25 protein-coding genes and 1 pseudogene are annotated in these 18195 nt (G+C 65.5%); 2 read left to right on the top strand and 24 right to left on the bottom strand.

The window, feature by feature from the left end:
* The first annotated feature begins 64 nt into the window (after nt 1–64).
* Both EV640_RS09340 and mscL read left to right on the top strand, forming a co-directional pair.
* Entirely contained in the window at nt 65–1000 is a 936-nt protein-coding gene (locus EV640_RS09340) for a M15 family metallopeptidase (RefSeq protein ID WP_133726322.1), read from the top strand.
* 85 nt (nt 1001–1085) lie between these two features.
* Complete coding sequence (gene mscL / locus EV640_RS09335) at nt 1086–1616, top strand: large conductance mechanosensitive channel protein MscL (protein WP_084479291.1); 531 nt, start codon at nt 1086–1088, stop codon at nt 1614–1616.
* A 70-nt stretch (nt 1617–1686) separates the two neighbouring features.
* Here mscL and glmM read toward each other — a convergent pair whose 3' ends face one another.
* The 24 genes and pseudogenes from glmM to rplN form a co-directional block, all read right to left on the bottom strand.
* Nucleotides 1687–3039, bottom strand: coding sequence for a phosphoglucosamine mutase (gene glmM, locus EV640_RS09330; RefSeq protein ID WP_036473277.1), 1353 nt, complete (start codon nt 3037–3039; stop codon nt 1687–1689).
* Nucleotides 3040–3153: 114 nt separating this feature from the next.
* Entirely contained in the window at nt 3154–3651 is a 498-nt protein-coding gene (gene rpsI, locus EV640_RS09325; protein ID WP_036473276.1) for a 30S ribosomal protein S9, read from the bottom strand.
* A 37-nt stretch (nt 3652–3688) separates the two neighbouring features.
* Entirely contained in the window at nt 3689–4132 is a 444-nt protein-coding gene (gene rplM, locus EV640_RS09320; protein ID WP_036473275.1) for a 50S ribosomal protein L13, read from the bottom strand.
* A 434-nt stretch (nt 4133–4566) separates the two neighbouring features.
* Nucleotides 4567–5178 (bottom strand): MFS transporter, encoded by a 612-nt coding sequence (locus EV640_RS14015; protein ID WP_341802712.1) that lies wholly within the window; start codon nt 5176–5178, stop codon nt 4567–4569.
* A 163-nt stretch (nt 5179–5341) separates the two neighbouring features.
* A pseudogene (locus EV640_RS14010) lies at nt 5342–6040 on the bottom strand (MFS transporter); the annotation flags it as partial.
* Between the two features lie 225 nt (nt 6041–6265).
* Complete coding sequence (locus EV640_RS09310) at nt 6266–7147, bottom strand: tRNA pseudouridine synthase A (RefSeq protein WP_133726321.1); 882 nt, start codon at nt 7145–7147, stop codon at nt 6266–6268.
* 119 nt (nt 7148–7266) lie between these two features.
* Complete coding sequence (gene rplQ, locus EV640_RS09305; protein ID WP_133726320.1) at nt 7267–7827, bottom strand: 50S ribosomal protein L17; 561 nt, start codon at nt 7825–7827, stop codon at nt 7267–7269.
* A 77-nt stretch (nt 7828–7904) separates the two neighbouring features.
* The gene (locus EV640_RS09300) at nt 7905–8921 is read right to left on the bottom strand and encodes a DNA-directed RNA polymerase subunit alpha (RefSeq protein ID WP_036473272.1); all 1017 of its coding nucleotides are present in this window, start codon (nt 8919–8921) and stop codon (nt 7905–7907) included.
* Nucleotides 8922–9041: 120 nt separating this feature from the next.
* Complete coding sequence (rpsK, locus tag EV640_RS09295) at nt 9042–9443, bottom strand: 30S ribosomal protein S11 (RefSeq protein WP_036473271.1); 402 nt, start codon at nt 9441–9443, stop codon at nt 9042–9044.
* Nucleotides 9444–9506: 63 nt separating this feature from the next.
* A complete protein-coding gene (rpsM, locus tag EV640_RS09290) occupies nt 9507–9875 on the bottom strand; it encodes a 30S ribosomal protein S13 (protein WP_036473269.1) in 369 nt (122 codons plus the stop codon).
* A gap of 213 nt (nt 9876–10088) precedes the next feature.
* Nucleotides 10089–10205, bottom strand: a complete 117-nt coding sequence (rpmJ, locus tag EV640_RS09285) for a 50S ribosomal protein L36 (RefSeq protein WP_036473268.1) — start codon at nt 10203–10205, stop codon at nt 10089–10091.
* A gap of 62 nt (nt 10206–10267) precedes the next feature.
* Nucleotides 10268–10489: a translation initiation factor IF-1 gene (gene infA, locus EV640_RS09280; protein ID WP_036473267.1), complete on the bottom strand. Its 222-nt coding sequence runs from the start codon at nt 10487–10489 to the stop codon at nt 10268–10270.
* A 248-nt stretch (nt 10490–10737) separates the two neighbouring features.
* The gene (gene map / locus EV640_RS09275; protein ID WP_036473266.1) at nt 10738–11586 is read right to left on the bottom strand and encodes a type I methionyl aminopeptidase; all 849 of its coding nucleotides are present in this window, start codon (nt 11584–11586) and stop codon (nt 10738–10740) included.
* Nucleotides 11583–12152, bottom strand: coding sequence for an adenylate kinase (locus EV640_RS09270; protein WP_036473265.1), 570 nt, complete (start codon nt 12150–12152; stop codon nt 11583–11585). The genes map and EV640_RS09270 overlap by 4 nt, the downstream gene beginning before the upstream one ends.
* Nucleotides 12149–13456, bottom strand: a complete 1308-nt coding sequence (secY, locus tag EV640_RS09265; protein ID WP_036473264.1) for a preprotein translocase subunit SecY — start codon at nt 13454–13456, stop codon at nt 12149–12151. The genes EV640_RS09270 and secY overlap by 4 nt, the downstream gene beginning before the upstream one ends.
* Nucleotides 13457–13617: 161 nt before the next feature.
* The gene (gene rplO / locus EV640_RS09260; protein WP_036473263.1) at nt 13618–14112 is read right to left on the bottom strand and encodes a 50S ribosomal protein L15; all 495 of its coding nucleotides are present in this window, start codon (nt 14110–14112) and stop codon (nt 13618–13620) included.
* 2 nt (nt 14113–14114) lie between these two features.
* Nucleotides 14115–14351 carry a 50S ribosomal protein L30 gene (rpmD, locus tag EV640_RS09255; RefSeq protein ID WP_036473262.1) on the bottom strand — a complete coding sequence of 79 codons (237 nt, stop codon included), beginning with the start codon at nt 14349–14351 and terminating at the stop codon, nt 14115–14117.
* Nucleotides 14348–15103 carry a 30S ribosomal protein S5 gene (gene rpsE / locus EV640_RS09250; protein ID WP_036473261.1) on the bottom strand — a complete coding sequence of 252 codons (756 nt, stop codon included), beginning with the start codon at nt 15101–15103 and terminating at the stop codon, nt 14348–14350. The genes rpmD and rpsE overlap by 4 nt, the downstream gene beginning before the upstream one ends.
* The gene (rplR, locus tag EV640_RS09245) at nt 15100–15471 is read right to left on the bottom strand and encodes a 50S ribosomal protein L18 (RefSeq protein WP_036473259.1); all 372 of its coding nucleotides are present in this window, start codon (nt 15469–15471) and stop codon (nt 15100–15102) included. The genes rpsE and rplR overlap by 4 nt, the downstream gene beginning before the upstream one ends.
* 3 nt (nt 15472–15474) lie before the next feature.
* Nucleotides 15475–16011, bottom strand: a complete 537-nt coding sequence (gene rplF, locus EV640_RS09240) for a 50S ribosomal protein L6 (protein WP_036473258.1) — start codon at nt 16009–16011, stop codon at nt 15475–15477.
* Between the two features lie 20 nt (nt 16012–16031).
* Nucleotides 16032–16430: a 30S ribosomal protein S8 gene (rpsH, locus tag EV640_RS09235; protein WP_036473257.1), complete on the bottom strand. Its 399-nt coding sequence runs from the start codon at nt 16428–16430 to the stop codon at nt 16032–16034.
* Nucleotides 16431–16545: 115 nt separating this feature from the next.
* On the bottom strand, nt 16546–17121 hold the full coding sequence (rplE, locus tag EV640_RS09230) for a 50S ribosomal protein L5 (protein ID WP_036473255.1): 576 nt from the start codon (nt 17119–17121) through the stop codon (nt 16546–16548).
* Nucleotides 17121–17456: a 50S ribosomal protein L24 gene (gene rplX, locus EV640_RS09225; RefSeq protein WP_036473254.1), complete on the bottom strand. Its 336-nt coding sequence runs from the start codon at nt 17454–17456 to the stop codon at nt 17121–17123. The genes rplE and rplX overlap by 1 nt, the downstream gene beginning before the upstream one ends.
* A 3-nt stretch (nt 17457–17459) precedes the next feature.
* A complete protein-coding gene (rplN, locus tag EV640_RS09220) occupies nt 17460–17831 on the bottom strand; it encodes a 50S ribosomal protein L14 (protein ID WP_036473253.1) in 372 nt (123 codons plus the stop codon).
* Between the last annotated feature and the right edge of the window lie 364 nt (nt 17832–18195).

Here is an 18195-nt window from a genome sequence, read left to right as displayed (position 1 = left end):
CCCGCTTCGTCTACACCTCCACCGCCGCCCGCATGCTGCCCAGTCCTTGCCGAGGGGGCGCCTGATGTCGAAAGCACGGCTGAGCCCGGACGGGCGTCGTCAATGGCAGCAGCAGCAGGCCCGCCGCGCCCGGATGTACCGGCGACGTCGCGTGTTGGTGGCTCTGCTGCTCCTCGGCGCGCTCGCGCTGACCGTCTTCCTGCTGCCCCGGGCCTGGGACGGGGTGCGTGCCGCGCTGGACGTGGACCAGACGCTCTCCGAGGTGCGCGGGGACCAGGTCCCGGATGCCCAGGACGCGTCTCCGGACTCCGAGCAGACCCCCGAGCCCGCTCCAGAGGCAAGCCCAGAGCCCTCTCCGGAGCCGTCCCCGGAGCGCGCCAGCGAGCCCTCCTGGGACCCGGACTCCATCCATGTCCTGGTGAACCCGCAGAATCCGCTGGAGCCCGAGGACTACGCCCCCACAGACCTGGAGGTTCCGGAGGTCCGCACGACCACCGAGAACCAGCTGATGCTGCGCGAACCCGCCGCCGAGGCGCTCGAGCAGCTCATCGCCGCCGCGGCGGAGGATGGCCAGGTCCTCGCCATGACCAGTGGCTACCGGTCCTATGACGCGCAGGTGAGCTTGTATGCGAACCGCCACGCGTCTGTGGGCACCGAAGCCACCGACGAGCTCGTGGCTCGGCCCGGCTACTCGGAGCACCAGACCGGGCTGGCGGCCGATGTGATCAGCATCGAGAACCCCGAATGCATCCAGGGGCACTGCTTCGCGGAGACCCCGGAGGGCCAGTGGGTGGCGGAGCACGCCGCAGACCATGGATTCGTGATCCGGTATCTGGAAGGGGCCGAACAGATCACCGGCTACGAGTTTGAGCCCTGGCATCTGCGCTATGTCGGTGAGGAGACCGCGCAGGAGGTCTCCGCCGAGGGACTCACCCTGGAGGAGTACTGGGACCAGCCGGCGGCTGCGGAGTACGACGACGCCGAGCCTGCCCTGCCCTGAGGCGCACCGTGAGCCCCTGCTGAGCACCCCGGGGGCGCCCGATGCCGACCCGGTCAGCGGGTTCTCGGTGTCCTAGACTTCTTCCATGCTCAAGGGATTCAGACTCTTCATCACGCGCGGAAGCGTCGTGGACCTGGCCACCGCGGTGGTCATCGGCACCGCGTTCACCGCAGTCGTCACCGCACTGGTGGAGAGCGTGCTGATGCCCCTGATCTCCGCGCTGGTGGGCACCCCCGACTTCGATGACTTCGCGGTGGTGATGCTCAACGACACTCCGATCCGTTTCGGGGTGCTGCTGACCGCCCTGGTGAACTTCCTGCTGATCGCCGGCGCCGTCTACTTCGTGATCATTGCGCCGATGACGCGCATGATCGAGGCCAGGGAGCGCCGCTCACAGGCTGCTCCGCCGGAGGCGGAGGATGAAAACATCTCGCTGCTGCGCGAGATCCGGGATCAGCTCAAGGCCCAGACCGAGGTCACCAATCCCGCGTTCCTCGCCTCCCTGGCCGAGGCCCAGCGGCAGGCGGCCGAGGACGCGGAGCAGCAGAGCACCCAGGGGCCCAGGCGCCATTCGGTGCTCGGCAAGGCCAAAGACGTGGTCTGGGGCAAGGACTGAACCCCACCCCACGTTGAGGGGCACCGCCCCTCGACGGAGAAGGGCACTGCCCCTCGCTGGGGCTATGGGGTCACAGCGCGAGTTCGGCCTTCACGATGTCGGCCAGCGCCTCGGACTCGGCGCGGGCGAGGTCTGCCGTCGGGGCTTCCACCATGACCCGGACCACCGGCTCCGTGCCCGAGGGACGCAGCAGCACCCGGCCGGTGGCGCCCAGTCGGGCCTCGACCTGCGCGACGGCCTCCTGCACCGACTGGTGCGTCTTGACCCGAGTCCGGTCCACGCCCTTGACGTTGATCAGCACCTGTGGAAGCCGAGTCATCGACTCTGCCACGAGGGTCCGGACCGACCTGCCGGTGGCCGCTACCCGGGCGGCGAGCTGCAGCCCGGTGAGCAGTCCGTCACCGGTGGTGGCGTAGTCCGCGAAGATCAGATGCCCCGACTGCTCGCCTCCGAGGTTGTAACCCGCTGCGCGCATCGCGGCGAGCACGTAGCGGTCCCCGACCGCGGTCTCCACCAGCTTGATCCCTGCGGCCTCCATGCCGAGCTTCAGGCCGAGGTTCGACATCACCGTGACGACCAGGGTGTCATCGACCAGGGTGCCGGCTTCCTGCTGCGCGATCGCCAAGACCCCCATGATCTGGTCACCGTCGATGATCTCTCCGGTGTGGTCCACGGCCAGGCAGCGGTCGGCGTCGCCGTCGTGGGCGATGCCCAGGTCGGCTCCATGCTCGCGCACCGCGTCCTGCAGCGGGCCCAGGTGGGTGGAGCCGTAGCCCTCGTTGATGTTCAGACCGTCGGGCTCGGCCCCGATGACGACCACCTCGGCCCCGGCATCGGTGAAGGCCTGGGGCGAGACCCCGGCGGCAGCACCGTGGGCGCAGTCGAGCACGATCTTGAGCCCCTTGAGGCTGACGCCGTTCAGCGAGCGAAGCAGGTGCACCAGGTATCGGTCCTCCGCGTCGGCGAACCGGCTGATCCGCCCGACGTCGGCTCCGGTGGGCCGCGGGGGCGTGCGCCCCATCTCGGTCTCGATGGCGTCCTCGGCGGCGTCGTCGAGCTTGTGGCCGCCCCGGGCCAGGAACTTGATGCCGTTGTCCGGGGCCGGGTTGTGCGAGGCGGAGATCATCACGCCGAAGTCCGCCCCGATGTCGGCGACCAGGAAGGCTGCTGCCGGGGTGGGCAGCACGCCGGCGTCGAAGACATCGACCCCGCTGCTGGCGATGCCGGCCTGCACCGCGGCGGAGATGAACTCCCCGGAGATGCGAGGGTCCCGCGCCACCACTGCGGTGGGCCGGGTGCCGGGGGGCACCTGCTGGTGACCGAGGACGGTTGCTGCTGACTGGGAGAGGGTGAGGGCGAGTTCAGCGGTGAGCAGCTCGTTGGCCACACCGCGCACGCCGTCAGTGCCGAAAAGTCGTGCCATGATGACGGTCAGTCTACTGGGCAGATCCCGCACAGACGCGAAGAACCCCGCCGGAGAGTCTCCGGCGGGGTTCTTCGAGCAGCTGGGGTCAGCACTGGAAACAGTGCTGGGTGATCAGCGCTTGGAGTACTGCGGTGCCTTGCGAGCCTTCTTCAGACCGGCCTTCTTGCGCTCCACCGCACGGGCGTCGCGAGTCAGGAATCCAGCCTTCTTCAGTGCCGCGCGGTTGTGGTCGCGGTCGATCTCGTTCAGCGCCCGGGAGATGCCGAGCCGCAGCGCGCCGGACTGGCCCGAGGGGCCGCCGCCGTCGATGCGGGCAATGACGTCGTAGGCGCCCTTGAGATCGAGCAGGGTGAAGGGATCGTTCACTTCCTGCTGGTGCAGCTTATTGGGGAAGTACTCCTCCAGGCTGCGACCGTTGAGGGTCCAGGTGCCGGTGCCCGGGGTGATGCGGACACGAGCACGTGCGCGCTTGCGTCGACCGATGGCGGCTCCGCCGACGGTCAACGGTGCACGCTCGGACTCGCCGGCGGTCTCCTCGGTGGGGGTTGATTCCGAGGTGTAGCTTGAAAGCTCCTCGGTTTCGGTGAGCTCTTCAGTGTTCTGAGCCACGATTCTCCTTGAAAATTCTAGTGTCGGGTGGCCAGGACTACTGAGTGACCTGGGAGATGTCGAACGGCTTCGGCTGCTGCGCGACGTGCGGGTGCTCTGCACCTGCATAGACGCGCAGCTTCTTCAGCTGAGCCGTTCCGAGCTTGTTATGCGGCAACATGCCCTTGACCGCCTGGTAGGCGGCGCGGGTGGGGTAGCGCTCGACCATCTCGTTGAAGGTCAGCGACTTGATGCCGCCGGGAAAGCCGGAGTGGCGCCAGTAGCGCTTCTTCTCGGCCTTGTCGCCAGTCATGGCGACCTTCTCGGCGTTGATGATGATGACGAAGTCGCCCATGTCCTGGTGTGGGACGAAGGTCGGCTTGTGCTTGCCGCGCAGCAGCGCGGCAGTCTGGGAAGCGAGCCGGCCCAGCACGACGTCAGTCGCGTCGATGACGTGCCACTGGGCGTCGGCGTCGCCAGGCTTCGGGGTGTACGTACGCACGTTGGTATGCCTTCGGTCGATGTTCTACGGTTCAGTGCACTGGACTCTCTGGTGTGTGAGAGGCACCGAGTGTCAGTGACTGTTTCTTCGCGAGTGCGACATCCGGATTCCCAGGTGAGGACTGGGAAAAGACCGGGCCCGTGAGTTCCCCTGCAGTCCGCGGAGGCTGACGACCATGCAACTGAGCCGCCTCGACACGAACCCACGCAAGGGTGGACACGCACAACAACCAACAACTATACAGAGCGCCCCCGCCTTTGAGCAAAGTCACCCTCCAGATCGACTGGCGGTGACCCTCGCTCCGGGCGGGGGCGGTGCTTCTCCGCGGGGCTTCAGCCCCCATCCTGGCGGGGCTTCAGCTCCGATCCTGGCAAGGCTTCAACCCTTATCCAGGCGAGGCTTCAGCCCCATCCGGGGCGGGACCCAGCGCTGGCTCAGCGGGCCTTTGTGGCCCGTGGAGCCTTCTCATAGGCGCCGTCTGACATGTCTTCCAGCTCGCGCCCATTGGTCTCGGGCACCCACTTGAGCACGAAGAACATCGAGAGCAGCGCCGAGGCGGCGTAGAAGCCGTAGGCGAAGACCAGCGAGAACGCCGCCATCTCGGGGAACAGCATCGAGATCAGGAAGTTCGCGGCCCAGTTTGCTGAGGCGGTGACGCCCAGTGCCACCGCACGGATCCGGTTGGGGAACATCTCCCCCAGCAGGACCCACATGAAGGGCCCCCAGGTGGCGCCGAAGAAGAGCACGAAGACGTTCGCGGAGACCAGCGCGATCATGCCCCAGGCGCCCGGCAGCGAGACCAGCTCCTCGCCGTCGGCCCCGATCGTGATGATGGCCTGGCTGAACGCCACCGCCATCATGCCCAGACCCAGGGCCATGCCGGCCGAGCCGACGGCCAGCGGGATCCGGCGGCCCACCTTGTCCACGATGATGATGCCGATGACGGTGGCCACGATGTTCACGCTCGTGGTGATGATCTGGACCAGGAAGGCCTGATCCTCCGCGATGCCCACGGCCTGCCAGAGGGTGTTGGAGTAGTAGAAGATGACGTTGATGCCGACGAACTGCTGGAAGACCGCCAGGCCCAGACCGACCCAGACCGACCCAGACGATGGGGGTCAGCTTGCCGCTGACGATGAGGTCACGGAACTTCTGCCGCGCCTCGAGGTTGATGGTCTCCCGGACCTCCTTGATCTTCTGCGCGATCGCCGTTTCCCCCCGAACGCCCACGATCTCTTCGAGCACCTTCGCGGCCTGCTTCTCCCGGCCACGGGAGATCAGGTAGCGCGGCGATTCGGGGATCGAGGAGGCCAGCAGGCCGTAGAGCAGCGCCGGTCCGGCCTCGAGCAGGAACATCCAGCGCCAGGCCTCCAGTCCGAACCAGAGCTCTTCCGCCGCGCCGTCGGCGACATTGGCGATGAAGGCATTGGAGGAGGCGGCCATGAAGATGCCGACCACGATGGCGAGCTGCCAGGTGGAGCCGAGGCGTCCACGCAGGTGGGTCGGGGCGACCTCGGCGATGTAGGCCGGGGCGATCACCGAGGCCATGCCGACGCCGATGCCGCCGAGCACGCGCCAGAGCACCAGGTCCACGGAGCCGAAGGCCAGCCCTGAACCGATCGCTGAGATGAAGAACAGCGCCGCGGCGACCATCATGGCCCGCTGGCGGCCGATCCGGTCCGAGAGGCTGCCACCGGCCCAGGCGCCGATCATGCAGCCCAGCAGTGCGGAGGAGACGGTGAAGCCCACCGCGATGTCAGAGAGGCCGAACTGGGCCTGGATGGGACCCACGGCCCCATTGATCACAGCGGTGTCGAAGCCGAAGAGGAAGCCGCCGAACGCGGCGACCAGGACGACCCACGCGACGCCGCCGATGCCGGAGTCCTGCGAACGAGAGGTGGTGCTCATCTGTGGTTGGTTCCTTTGCAGGTCAGGGATGAGGGCCTTCTTCGGTGAAGGCGAGCCCGAATGAGTATGGCCCTCAACCGTGTTCCACGCCACCCCGGGACTCTGCCGCAGGCTGCGAGGGTAGCCGTGAGACGGCTCCCCCGCCCAGCACTGACAGGGCATCCGGGGTGCAACGACCTGTCTGACACGATATCCTGCTGTGCTTGAGATCACATCAGGGCTGGGCTAATCGTCCTGTTCAGCGCGCTGCCGGCGCGCTCGGGTCTGCGCCGCACGGCGGCCCAGCTGCTCGTCTGGCGGATACGCGACGGACTCCAGGACCAGGCCACCTGGTGGGGCCAGTCGGACCCGCTGGTCCCAGATCGGCTCCTGGAGCCGGCGCATCAGCCAGCCGGGGGCCCGGCGCCCCTCCCCCACGTCCAGGCAGGCCCCCATCAGGGCGCGCACCATATGGTGGCAGAACGCATCGGCGGTGAGCTCGGCGATGATCACCCCGTCGACGTCGCGGCGGATGCTGAAGTCATGCAGCTCCCGGATCGTGGTGCTGCGCTCCCGAGGCCGGCAGAAGCTTCCGTAGTCCAGGAGCCCGGCCGCTGAGGCCGCCTCGAGCCGCATCAGCTCGGCGTCCAGCGGCACCCGGTGCCAGGCCGTGTCGACCCGGCGCAGCGGGTCCCGGCGGGCCGGAGCATCAGCGATCCGGTAGCGGTAGGTGCGGCTCAGCGCGGAGAATCTGGCGTCGAAGTCCTGCGGCACGACGGCGGCGGCGAAGACGACGACGGCTCCGCGCTCACCGTGCAGCACCCCGGTCAGCCGCCGCACCAGCGCTTCCTCCGGGGCGATCCAATGATCTCGACCCAGCTGGGCGTACTCGGCTTCGGTCAGGTCCAGGTGGACCACCTGGCCTCGAGCGTGGACGCCGGCGTCGGTGCGCCCGGCCACGATCAGCGGCACCTCGCGTCGAAGCAGGGTCGCCAGCCCCAAGCGCAGGGCACCTTCGACGGTGCGCAGCCCAGGCTGCATCGCCCACCCGTGGAAGGCGCTTCCGTCATAGGCCATGTCCAGGCGCACCCGCATGGTCGGGGCCTGGGGGTCTTCGCGCAGGCTCATGGGCTCCCCTCTGTCCATGCGAGATTCGCGGTTGAATGCGGTGTGGATCTGGACACAGACACGTCAGGCGCCCGCGATCGGTGAGATCGGGGGCGCCTGAGCGGTGCGTGCTGTGAGGTCTACTTCTGGCCCTCGGCCTCAGTGGCCTCAGCCTCAGTGGTCTCGGCCTCAGTGGCCCCAGCCTCTGTGGCCTCAGCCTCTGTGGCCTCAGCCTCTGTGGTCTCGGCCTCAGTGGCCTCGGCCGGCTTCTGGGCGGGGGTCGCGGTGGCCTGTTCGGCCTCCTTGACCACTGCCTGCTTCGGCGAGACCGGCTCCATGACGAGCTCGATGACAGCCATCGGGGCGTTGTCGCCCTTGCGGTTGCCGATCTTCACGATCCGGGTGTAGCCGCCTTCGCGCTCGGCCATGGCCGGGGCGATGACGGTGAACAGCTCGTGGACGATCGCCTGGTTGGTCGCGCTGTTGGCGCTGATCTTGCCGACCACGCGGCGACGGGCGGCGATGTCGCCCTGCTTCGCCATCGTGATCAGACGCTCCGCATAGGGGCGCAGGCGCTTGGCCTTGGTCAGCGTGGTGGTGATCGAGCGGTGCTCGAACAGGTTGGCGGAAAGGTTCGCCAACATCATCTTCTCGTGCGACGGGCTGCCGCCCAGGCGCGGACCCTTGGTGGGGGTAGGCATGGTCTGGTTCTCCTTGAGTGGTGCGCAGTCAGTTCAGTTGAACGTCAGCGCGAATAGTTGTCGTGGGCCGCAGTTCTTCAGAACCGCTGCTGCTCTTCTTCGACGTAGTCCTCGTCGCCAGCTTCCTGGAAGCGAGCCGCGGTCGGGTCGAAGCCTGCCGGGGAGTCCTTGAGGCTCAGGCCAAGCTCGACGAGCTTGTCCTTGACCTCGTCGATGGACTTGGCACCGAAGTTGCGGATGTCCATCAGATCGGCCTCGGAACGAGCCACGAGTTCACCCACGCTGTGGATGCCCTCGCGCTTGAGGCAGTTGTAGGACCGCACGGTCAGTTCCAGATCCTCGATGGGCAGAGCCATGTCGGCGGCCAGTGCGGCGTCGGTCGGCGAGGGGCCGATCTCGATGCCCTCGGCGGCCACGTTGAGCTCGCGAGCCAGCGAGAACAGCTCGACCAGGGTGGTGCCTGCCGATGCCAGGGCATCGCGGGGCTCCATGGACGGCTTGGTCTCGACGTCGACGGTGAGCTTGTCGAAGTCGGTGCGCTGCTCCACACGAGTCGCCTCGACCTTGAAGGAGACCTTCAGGACCGGGGAGTAGATGGAGTCGACCGGGATCCGGCCGATCTCGGCGTCAGCCATCTTGTTCTGTGCCGCCGAGACGTAGCCGCGGCCGCGTTCCACGGTCAGCTCCATGTCGAGCTTGCCGTGCTCGTTCAGCGTGGCGAGGTGCAGCTCCGGGTTGTGGAACTCCACGCCTGCTGGCGGAGTGATGTCGGCCGCGGTCACAGGACCGGGGCCCTCCTTGCGGAGGTAGGCGACCACGGGCTCGTCATGCTCGGAAGAGACCGAGAGCCGCTTCACGTTCAGGATGAGCTCGGTGACGTCTTCCTTGGTGCCGGCGATGGTGGTGAACTCGTGGAGCACACCGTCGATCCGGACGCTGGTGACGGCCGCACCGGGGATGGAGGAGAGCAGGGTGCGGCGCATGGAGTTGCCGAGGGTGTAGCCGAAGCCCGGCTCGAGGGGCTCGATGACGAAGCGGGAGCGATTGTCGGCGACAACTTCTTCGGTCAGCGTGGGGCGCTGTGCAATGAGCACTGATTGTTCCTTTCAGAGTGCGTCCGCTATATGACGCATTCTCACTGAGTAATGATGCTCGGCCTGCCCCCGGCGTTGCGGCCGGGGGCAGGCTCTAATGTCTTGTAAAGAAGTTCTCGCTCAGACGCGACGGCGCTTGGGCGGGCGGCAGCCGTTGTGCGCGCTCGGGGTGACGTCCGAGATGGAGCCGACCTCGAGGCCTGCGGCCTGCAGCGAGCGGATCGCGGTCTCGCGTCCCGAACCGGGTCCCTTGACGAAGACCTCGACCTTCTTCATCCCGTGCTCCTGTGCCCGCTTGGCGGCCTGCTCTGCGGCCAGCTGTGCGGCGAAGGGAGTGGACTTGCGTGAACCCTTGAATCCGACCTCACCTGAGGACGCCCAGGACACGACGGCGCCCTGGGGATCGGTGATGGAGACGATGGTGTTGTTGAAGGTCGACTTGATGTGAGCCTGACCCTGGGTGATGTTCTTGCTGACTTTGCGGCGCGGTTTGCGTGCCGCTGCGCGTGACTTTGGTGGCATTTCTTCTCCGTGACTAAGTTCTTCGGATCAACTGCTGACTCGCTGCGAGTCGGCGCTGCTGAACTACTTCTTCTTACCTGCGACGGTCTTCTTCGAGCCCTTGCGGGTACGAGCGTTGGTCTTGGTGCGCTGACCGCGGACCGGAAGGCCGCGACGGTGGCGGATACCTTCGTAGGAGCCGATCTCGACCTTGCGGCGGATGTCAGCAGCGACCTCACGACGAAGGTCACCCTCGACGGTGAGATTGCTCTCGATGTAGTCACGCAGAGAGATCAGCTGATCATCAGTCAGATCCTTCACGCGGGTACCTGCTTCGATACCGGTTGCTTCAACGGCTGCTTCGGCGCTGGTGCGCCCGACGCCGTAGATATAAGTGAGTGCGATCACCGTGCGCTTTTCGCGCGGGATGTCTACACCTGCCAGACGTGCCACAGTGGCAGTCCTCCTTGTTGTATTCCGAAGGTCTTCAGCAGTGCAATTCCCTCTGGGACCGGTGTGGTCCGACATCGGAGGTGATGTCATCAGCGGGTCCCCGGCCTTCGGAAACCGGGGGTGTGCCCGTCCAGCTCAGTGACGGGCTGCACTGCATATGATGTGAGCTGTCCAGCGCGGGTGCGCCCTCACTTACAGGTGTAAGTGAAGGACTCAGCCCTGGCGCTGCTTGTGGCGTGGGTTTGACTTGCAGATCACGCGGATCACGCCGCTGCGGCGGATGACTTTGCAGTCGGTGCAGATCTGCTTCACGCTCGGCTGAACCTTCATGGGTTCTCCTCTTATTCGGTCGCGTGCGACAGGTTTTTACGTTGACCGACGCGTTCGTCTGCTCACTTATAGCGGTAGACGATGCGCCCACGGTTGAGGTCATACGGGCTCATCTCCACCACTACGCGATCCTCGGGGAGGATGCGAATGTAGTGCTGGCGCATCTTGCCCGAAATGGTCGCGAGGACGACGTGCTCGTTCTCCAGACGTACGCGGAACATTGCATTCGGCAGAGCTTCAGAAACCCGGCCCTCTACTTCGATGACGCCTTCTTTTTTACCCATATGCTCCACATACCGTTCGCGACCCCCGAGGCCTCCGATGCCGACACTGCGGCGCAGTGCCATCTCGGGCGACCCAGGGGTCTGATTCGATTGCTGCGGCGTCTCAGACTTCCGCGTACAGGCACTGGATGCAGGCACGCAGAACGACAGAGACAACCAGCAGTAAAGCCTACAGGACGGGTTCGCCCTGGACAACTTCGGGATCCTGCCACACCGGACCTCGGACTGCGCCGAGGCTCCGGACCGGTTCAGGCCGCGGGCAGCGGCACGGGCGTCACGCCCAGGGGTCCCAGCGCAGCGGCCCCGCCGTCTGCGGCGGTCAACACCCAGATGCCCTCTTCGTGGCGGGCCACCGAGTGCTCCCATTGGCTGGCTCGGGAGCCGTCGCTGGTCACCACGGTCCAGTCATCGTCCAGGACCTTGGTCTCGATGCCACCACGGGTGAGCATCGGCTCGATGGCCAGCGCCATGCCGGCGCGGATCTTCGTGCCCTTGGTGCCGGTGGAGTAGTTGAACACATCCGGGGGCATGTGCATCTGCGAGCCGATGCCGTGGCCCACGTAGTCCTCCAGGATGCCGAGCTTCTTGCCGGGCTGGGCGGACACATAGTCCTCAATGGCCTCGCCGATCTCTCCGGTGGTCTTGGCGGTCGCGAAGGCCGCGATCCCACGCCACATCGCCGCCTCGGTGACCGCCGAGAGCCGTTCGTCCTCGGGATCTGCGGTGCCCTCCTGGGATGAGCCCAGGATGCGGGTGCGCGCCGAGTCCGAGTGCCAGCCCTCGATGATGCACCCGCCGTCGATCTTGAGCACATCCCCGGGTGCGAGGACCCGCTCCCCCGGAATGCCGTGGACGACCTCCTCGTTGACGGAGGCGCAGATATAGCCGGGGAACCCGTGGTAGTTCAAGAAGTTCGGCTTCGCGCCACGGGCGGTGATGATCTCGGCGAACACGTCATTGAGCGCGCCGGTGCTCACCCCCGGGGCGGCCGCGGCGAGCGTGGCCTCAAGAGCCTCGTTGAGGATCGCACCTGCGGCGGCCATATGGCGCAGCTGCTCCTCGGACTTCAGCTCGATGCGGGTGCGCGAGAACATCAGGGCTTCAGGGCTTCCATGATGCGTGCGTTGACCTCGTCCATCGGACCCAGCCCGTCGACTCGGCGCACGAGTCCGCGTGATTCGTACTCCGCGATCATCGGCGCGGTCTCGGACTCGAAGATCTCCAGTCGACGACGAATGGCGGCTTCGTCCGCATCGTCCTCTCGGCCTTCGATCTCCGCGCGCTTCTTGAGCCGAAGGATCAGCTCCTCGCGGTCCGCGGTGAGCTCCAGGACCACGTCGAGGCTCACGTCGAGACGTGAGAGCATCTCGTCCAGTGCGGCGACCTGCGTGCGGTTGCGCGGATACCCGTCGAGCAGGAAGCCGTTCTTGGCGTCCGCCCAGGTGAGGCGATCTTCGACCATTCGATTGGTGACGGAGTCCGGCACCAGGTCGCCGGCGTCCACGTAGCGCTGAGCCTCGCGTCCGAGCTCGGTCTGCTCCTTGATGTTCACTCGGAAGATGTCACCGGTGGAGATGGCGACGATCCCGAGGTCCTCGGAGATCCGCTTCGACTGGGTGCCCTTGCCTGAACCGGCGGGTCCAACTATCAACATGCGCGTCATCGCAGCAACCCTTCATAGTTCCGTTGTTCCATCTGTGCGTTGATCTGTTTCACCGTGGTGAGTCCCACGCCGACCATGATCAGGATCGAGGTGCCGCCAAATGGGAAGTTCTGGTTCGCACCGATCAGCACGAAGGCGATCAGCGGAATCAGCGCGATCAGGCCCAGGTAGAGCGCGCCGGGGAAGGTGATCCGGGAGATCACATAGGCCAGGTAGCTCTCGGTGGGTTTGCCCGCGCGGATGCCGGGGATGAACCCGCCGAACTTGCGCATGTTCTCGGCGACCTCGTTCGGGTTGAACGTGATCGTGACGTAGAAGTAGGTGAAGAAGATGGTCATCAGGAAGAACGCGGCCATGTACAGCGGATGGGTGCCGCCGACGAAGTACGTCTGGATGAACTGGATGAACGCCGAGGGCTCGTCGCCGGGTCCGGGCTGGTTGAACTGTGCCAGCACCGAGGGAAGCATCAGCACCGAGGAGGCGAAGATGACCGGGATGACGCCGGCCATGTTGACCTTGATCGGGATGTAGGTGGAGGTCCCGCCGACGGTGCGCCGGCCCACCTGGCGCTTGGCGTACTGCACCGGCACGCGGCGCTGGGACTGCTCGACGAAGACCACTGCGGCGATGGTGACCAGACCGATCAGCATAACCATGCCGAAGGTCCGCCATCCCTGGGTGGTCCAGATCTCGCCCATGGCGCCGGGGAAGCCCGCGGCGATGGAGACGAAGATCAGGATGGACATGCCGTTGCCGACGCCGCGTTCGGTGATCTGCTCACCGAGCCACATGATCAGCGCGACACCGGTGACCATCGCCAGGATCATCAGCAGCACGACCGGAAGCACGTCGTTGGTGATGATCGGGATGTCACAGCCCAGCAGGGCTCCGGTGCGGGCCATGGAGACCAGGGTGGTGGCATTGAGCAGCGCCAGCGCGATGGTGAGATAACGGGTGTACTGGGTGAGCTTGGACTGACCCTGTGCGCCCTCTCGCTGGAGGTTCTCGAAGCGCGGGATGACCACGCGCAGCAGCTGCACGATGATCGCCGCGGTGATGTAGGGCATGATCCCCAGCGCGAAGATGGACACCTGGAGCATGGCTCCGCCGGAGAACATGTTCACGAACGAATAGAGGCCACCCTCAGTGGTTCCCAATGCCAGGCACTGTTGCACTGCTGAGTAGTCCACCCCGGGTGCCGGGATGAATGCGCCGATGCGGTAGATCGCGATGATCGCGATTGTGAACCAGATCTTTCGACGCAGGTCGGGTGTCTTGAACACCCTTGCGATCGCGCTGAACAAGCGGCCTCCTGAAGCGTGAATTGCCGTTGCGCGGCCTTCGGCCGCACAGTCAGTCATACTAACGCGCGGTGCGCACGGGGAAAGAATCCTGGGACCGGGATCGGTCCGGATATGACAAGACCCCCGTGGGAACCACGGGGGTCTTGATCATGGAGAGCCGATCAGGCCTGCTTGGAGGCGGCCTTCAGCGGGAGCTGCTCGGTGGAACCACCGGCAGCCTTGATCTTCTCCTCGGCGCTGGCCGAAAAGGCGTGAGCCTTCACGGTCACGGCCACGGAGATCTCTCCGGAGCCGAGGACCTTCACCGGGCGGCCCTTGCGAGCAGCCCCCCTGGCGATCAGGTCATCGGCGTCGACGTTGCCGCCCTCGGGGAACATCTCGCCGAGCTTGGTCAGATTGACCGGCGAGTACTCCACGCGGAACGGGTTCTTGAAGCCGCGCAGCTTCGGAAGGCGCATGTGCAGCGGAAGCTGACCACCCTCGAAGCCGGCGCGGACCTGGTAACGGGCCTTCGTGCCCTTGGTACCACGGCCTGCGGTCTTGCCCTTGGAGGCTTCACCACGTCCCACACGGGTGCGGGACTTCTTGGCGCCGCGTGCTGGACGCAGATCGTGGACCTTGAGGACGTTGGAATCTTCAGCGGTGTTCTCTGGCATCCTTAGTTCGCCTCCTCAGCCTGCACTAGATGCTTCACACTGTTGAGCATGCCCACGGTCACGGCGTCGGCTTCACGGACCACGGTGTGGCCGATCCGCTTGAGACCAAGCGAGCGAACAGTCTCGCGGTGCTTGGGGTTGGCGCCGATCAGGGACTTCACCTGAGTGACGGCGAGCTTGTGATCGCCGACCTTCAGGTTGCGCGCGGTGTTGTAATTGACGGTACTGCGCAAAGTCATGCACCTGCCTTCTGTGCACGGGCTTCGCGGTCAGCCGCCATGGTGCGCAGCATCCGGGCCGGTGCGATCTCGTCGAGAGCCTTGCCGCGGCGGGCTGCCACGGATTCGGGCTCTTCGAGCTGCTTGAGAGCATCGATGGTGCCGTGAACGATGTTGATGGCGTTCACCGAGCCCATGGACTTGGTCAGCACGTCGTGGATGCCTGCGCACTCCAGGACTGCGCGGACCGGACCGCCGGCGATCACACCGGTACCGGGTGAGGCCGGACGAAGCAGGACGACGCCGGCAGCATCCTCACCCTTGACCAGGTGCGGGATGGTGGAGCCGACGCGCGGGACGCGGAAGAAGCTCTTCTTGGCCTCTTCCACACCCTTGGCGATGGCCGCCGGGACTTCCTTGGCCTTGCCGTAGCCGACACCGACCATGCCGTCGCCGTCTCCGACGATCACCAGGGCGGTGAAGCTGAAGCGTCGACCACCCTTGACGACCTTGGAGACGCGGTTGATGGTCACGACGCGCTCGAGGAACTTGTCCTTCTCCTCTTCGCGACCGCCGCGACCGCGACCGCGGCCGCCGCCTTCGCTGCGAGCACCACGACCGCCGCGGTTGTCACCGCGGCCGCCACGCTCACCGCCGGCAGCATTGCTCTTCTCGCCGGCGGCCTGAGTCTGCGATGCAGTCTCGGGAGCGGCGGTTTCCTTGGCCTCAGTCACAGACGAGTCCTTCTCAGGGTTGTTTGCGTTCTCACTCACAGCTTCAGACCACCTTCCCGGGCTCCGTCGGCGACGGCTGCCACGCGACCGTGGTACTTGTTGCCGCCGCGGTCGAAGACCACAGCGTCGATGCCGGCAGCCTTGGCGCGCTCGGCCACCATCTCGCCGATCTTCTTCGCCTTGGCGGTCTTATCGCCGTCGAAGCTGCGCAGGTCTGCCTCCATAGTGGTGGCGGAGACCAGGGTCGTGCCCTCGAGGTCGTTGACGACCTGAGCGACCATGTGACGAGCAGAGCGGTTGACCACCAGGCGCGGACGCTCGGCGGAGCCGTTGAGCTTCTTGCGCAGGCGCAGGTGGCGGCGGCCGCGGGCAGCGGACTTGGACTTGCCCTTGATACCAATAGCCATGGTTTACTTACCTGCCTTTCCAGCCTTGCGGCGAACCTGCTCGCCCTCGTAACGCACGCCCTTGCCCTTGTACGGGTCAGGCCTGCGCAGTTTGCGGATGTTGGCGGCGACCTCGCCGACCTGCTGCTTGTCGATTCCGCTGACAGACAGCTTGGTGGCGCTCGCAACCTCGAAGGTGATGCCCTGAGGGGCCTTCACCGGAACCGGGTGCGAGTAGCCGAGTGCGAACTCCAGGTCCGAGCCCTTCGCCAGCACGCGGTAACCGGTGCCGACGATCTCGAGCTTCTTGGAGTAGCCCTCGGTGACACCGATGATCATGTTGTTGATCAGGGTGCGGGTCAGGCCGTGGAGTGAGCGCGATTCGCGCTCATCGTTGGGACGGGACACCGTAAGGGTGCCGTCCTCTTCTGAGACGGTGATGCCTTCGGCAAGCGTGCGGGAGAGTTCGCCCTTGGGCCCCTTGACGGAGACCTGGCGACCTTCCAGCTTGACCTCGACGCCGGCAGGGATGGTGATCGGAAGACGACCGATGCGTGACATAGTGCTTCGACTCCTTCCGGTTACCAGACGTAGGCGAGGACTTCCCCACCTACACCCTTCTTGGCTGCCTGCCGGTCTGTGAGGAGACCGGAGGACGTGGACAGGATCGCGATGCCGAGGCCGCCCAAGACGTGCGGGAGGTTCGTGGACTTCGCGTAGACCCGGAGACCGGGCTTGGAGATGCGGCGCAGGCCGGCGATCGAACGCTCACGGTTCGGGCCGAACTTGAGGTCGATGGCCAGGGTCTTGCCGACCTCGGCCTCCTCTTCGCGCCATTCGGAGATGTAGCCTTCCGCCTTCAGGATGTCAGCCAAGCGAACCTTCAGCTTGGAGCTGGGCATTGAGACCTGATCGTGGAAAGCCGAGTTGGCATTGCGCAGACGGGTCAGCATGTCTGCGACGGGGTCAGTCATTGTCATGAGGGGCTTCTGCCCTTCCTCGCCGTGGTTTCAGATCTCCGAAGGAACTCGATCCTCCGAGATGAATCGGAAGGAGTCGGAACCTTTGGTGAAAGGACCTGCGGCGTAGTTGCTGTTATTCGGTCTTGAAGGGGAAGCCCAGCGCCTTGAGCAGCGCGCGGCCTTCCTCGTCAGTCTTTGCGGTGGTCACCACGGTGATGTCCATGCCGCGAGGCCGATCGATCTTGTCCTGATCGATCTCGTGGAACACCGACTGTTCGGTCAGACCGAAGGTGTAGTTGCCGTTGCCGTCGAACTGCTTGCCGCTGAGTCCGCGGAAGTCGCGGATACGGGGCAGCGCCAGGGTCACCAGGCGGTCCACGAACTCCCACATGCGATCGCCGCGCAGCGTGGTGTGCGTGCCGATCGGCTGTCCTTCGCGCAGCTTGAACTGGGCGATGGACTTCCGGGCGCGAGTCACCTTGGGCTTCTGACCGGTGATCTTGGTCAGATCCTCGATGGCGCCCTGGATGAGCTTGGAGTCACGAGCCGCCTCGCCGACGCCCATGTTGACCACGACCTTGACCAGGCCGGGGACCTCCATGACGTTGGAGTATCCGAACTCCTCCTGCAGCGTGGAGCGGATCTCTGCGCGGTACTTGCCCTTGAGCCGGGGGGTGGTCTTCTCAGTCTCGCTCTGAACCTCAGTCATCACAGGTCCTTTCCGGAAGCTTTGGCGAAGCGGATGCGCACGGTCTTGCTGACGCCATCCCGCTCCACGGTCTCCTGCCGGTAGCCGACGCGAGTGGGCTTGCCCGTCTCGGGGTCGACCACAGCGACGTTGGAGATGTGGATAGCAGCCTCAGACTCCACGATGCCGCCCTCGGTGCTGCCGAACTGGCCGGCACGGAGGTGGCGCTTGACGCGGTTGACGCCCTCGACGAGGACGCGCTCCTTGGCTGGCAGGACCTGCAGGACCTTGCCCTGCTTGCCCTTGTCTTTACCGGTGAGGATCTGGACGAGGTCGTCCTTCTTGATCTTGGCCATGAGTCAGAGCACCTCCGGAGCGAGCGAGACGATCTTCATGAACTTCTTCTCGCGCAGCTCGCGACCGACGGGCCCGAAGATACGGGTTCCGCGCGGCTCAGGAGTCTCACCCTTGAGGATCACAGCAGCGTTCTCGTCGAAGCTGATGTAGGACCCGTCGTTACGACGGATCTTCTTCTTGGTGCGCACGACAACAGCCTTGATGACGTCGCCCTTCTTGACGTTGCCGCCCGGAATTGCGTCCTTGACGGTGGCGACGAATGTGTCGCCGATACCTGCATAGCGGCGTCCCGATCCACCGAGCACCCGGATGACAAGGACTTCCTTGGCACCGGTGTTGTCGGCGATCTTGAGCCGCGATTCCTGTTGAATCACTTGTTTTCTCCTGTCGTCTCACTGGTTCTCGGACTCGTGCCGAGCCTTGTGGAACTTCTAGCCTGAGTCGGACACCCGCTGCGGCGATCAAACCGCTGCAGGCCTGTGGTCCGACTTACCTGACAAGTCCCCTGGCCGCTTACCCACACACTCTCCATCCCGTGAGGGACGGGCAGTTGAATGCATGGCCGAGGCGGCGTTTCCCGGGGCCTCGGGAGGCCCTTTCGGGGACGTGCGCTGTCCTCTGAGGTGGATAGCCTCATCTACAAGGGCGCACAGCCTCAATATCCTACACGAGAGACGCCAAGGGCCCAACTTCTGCACCGGGGGTGCAGGAGTCGGGCCCTTGACGGCACGCGTAGTG

It is taken from the genome of Nesterenkonia aurantiaca, assembly GCF_004364585.1.
Taxonomy (GTDB): Bacteria; Actinomycetota; Actinomycetes; order Actinomycetales; family Micrococcaceae; genus Nesterenkonia; species Nesterenkonia aurantiaca.
The sequence above is the reverse complement of the archived record's forward strand: the minus strand, read 5'-3'. Positions and strand labels throughout refer to the sequence as shown.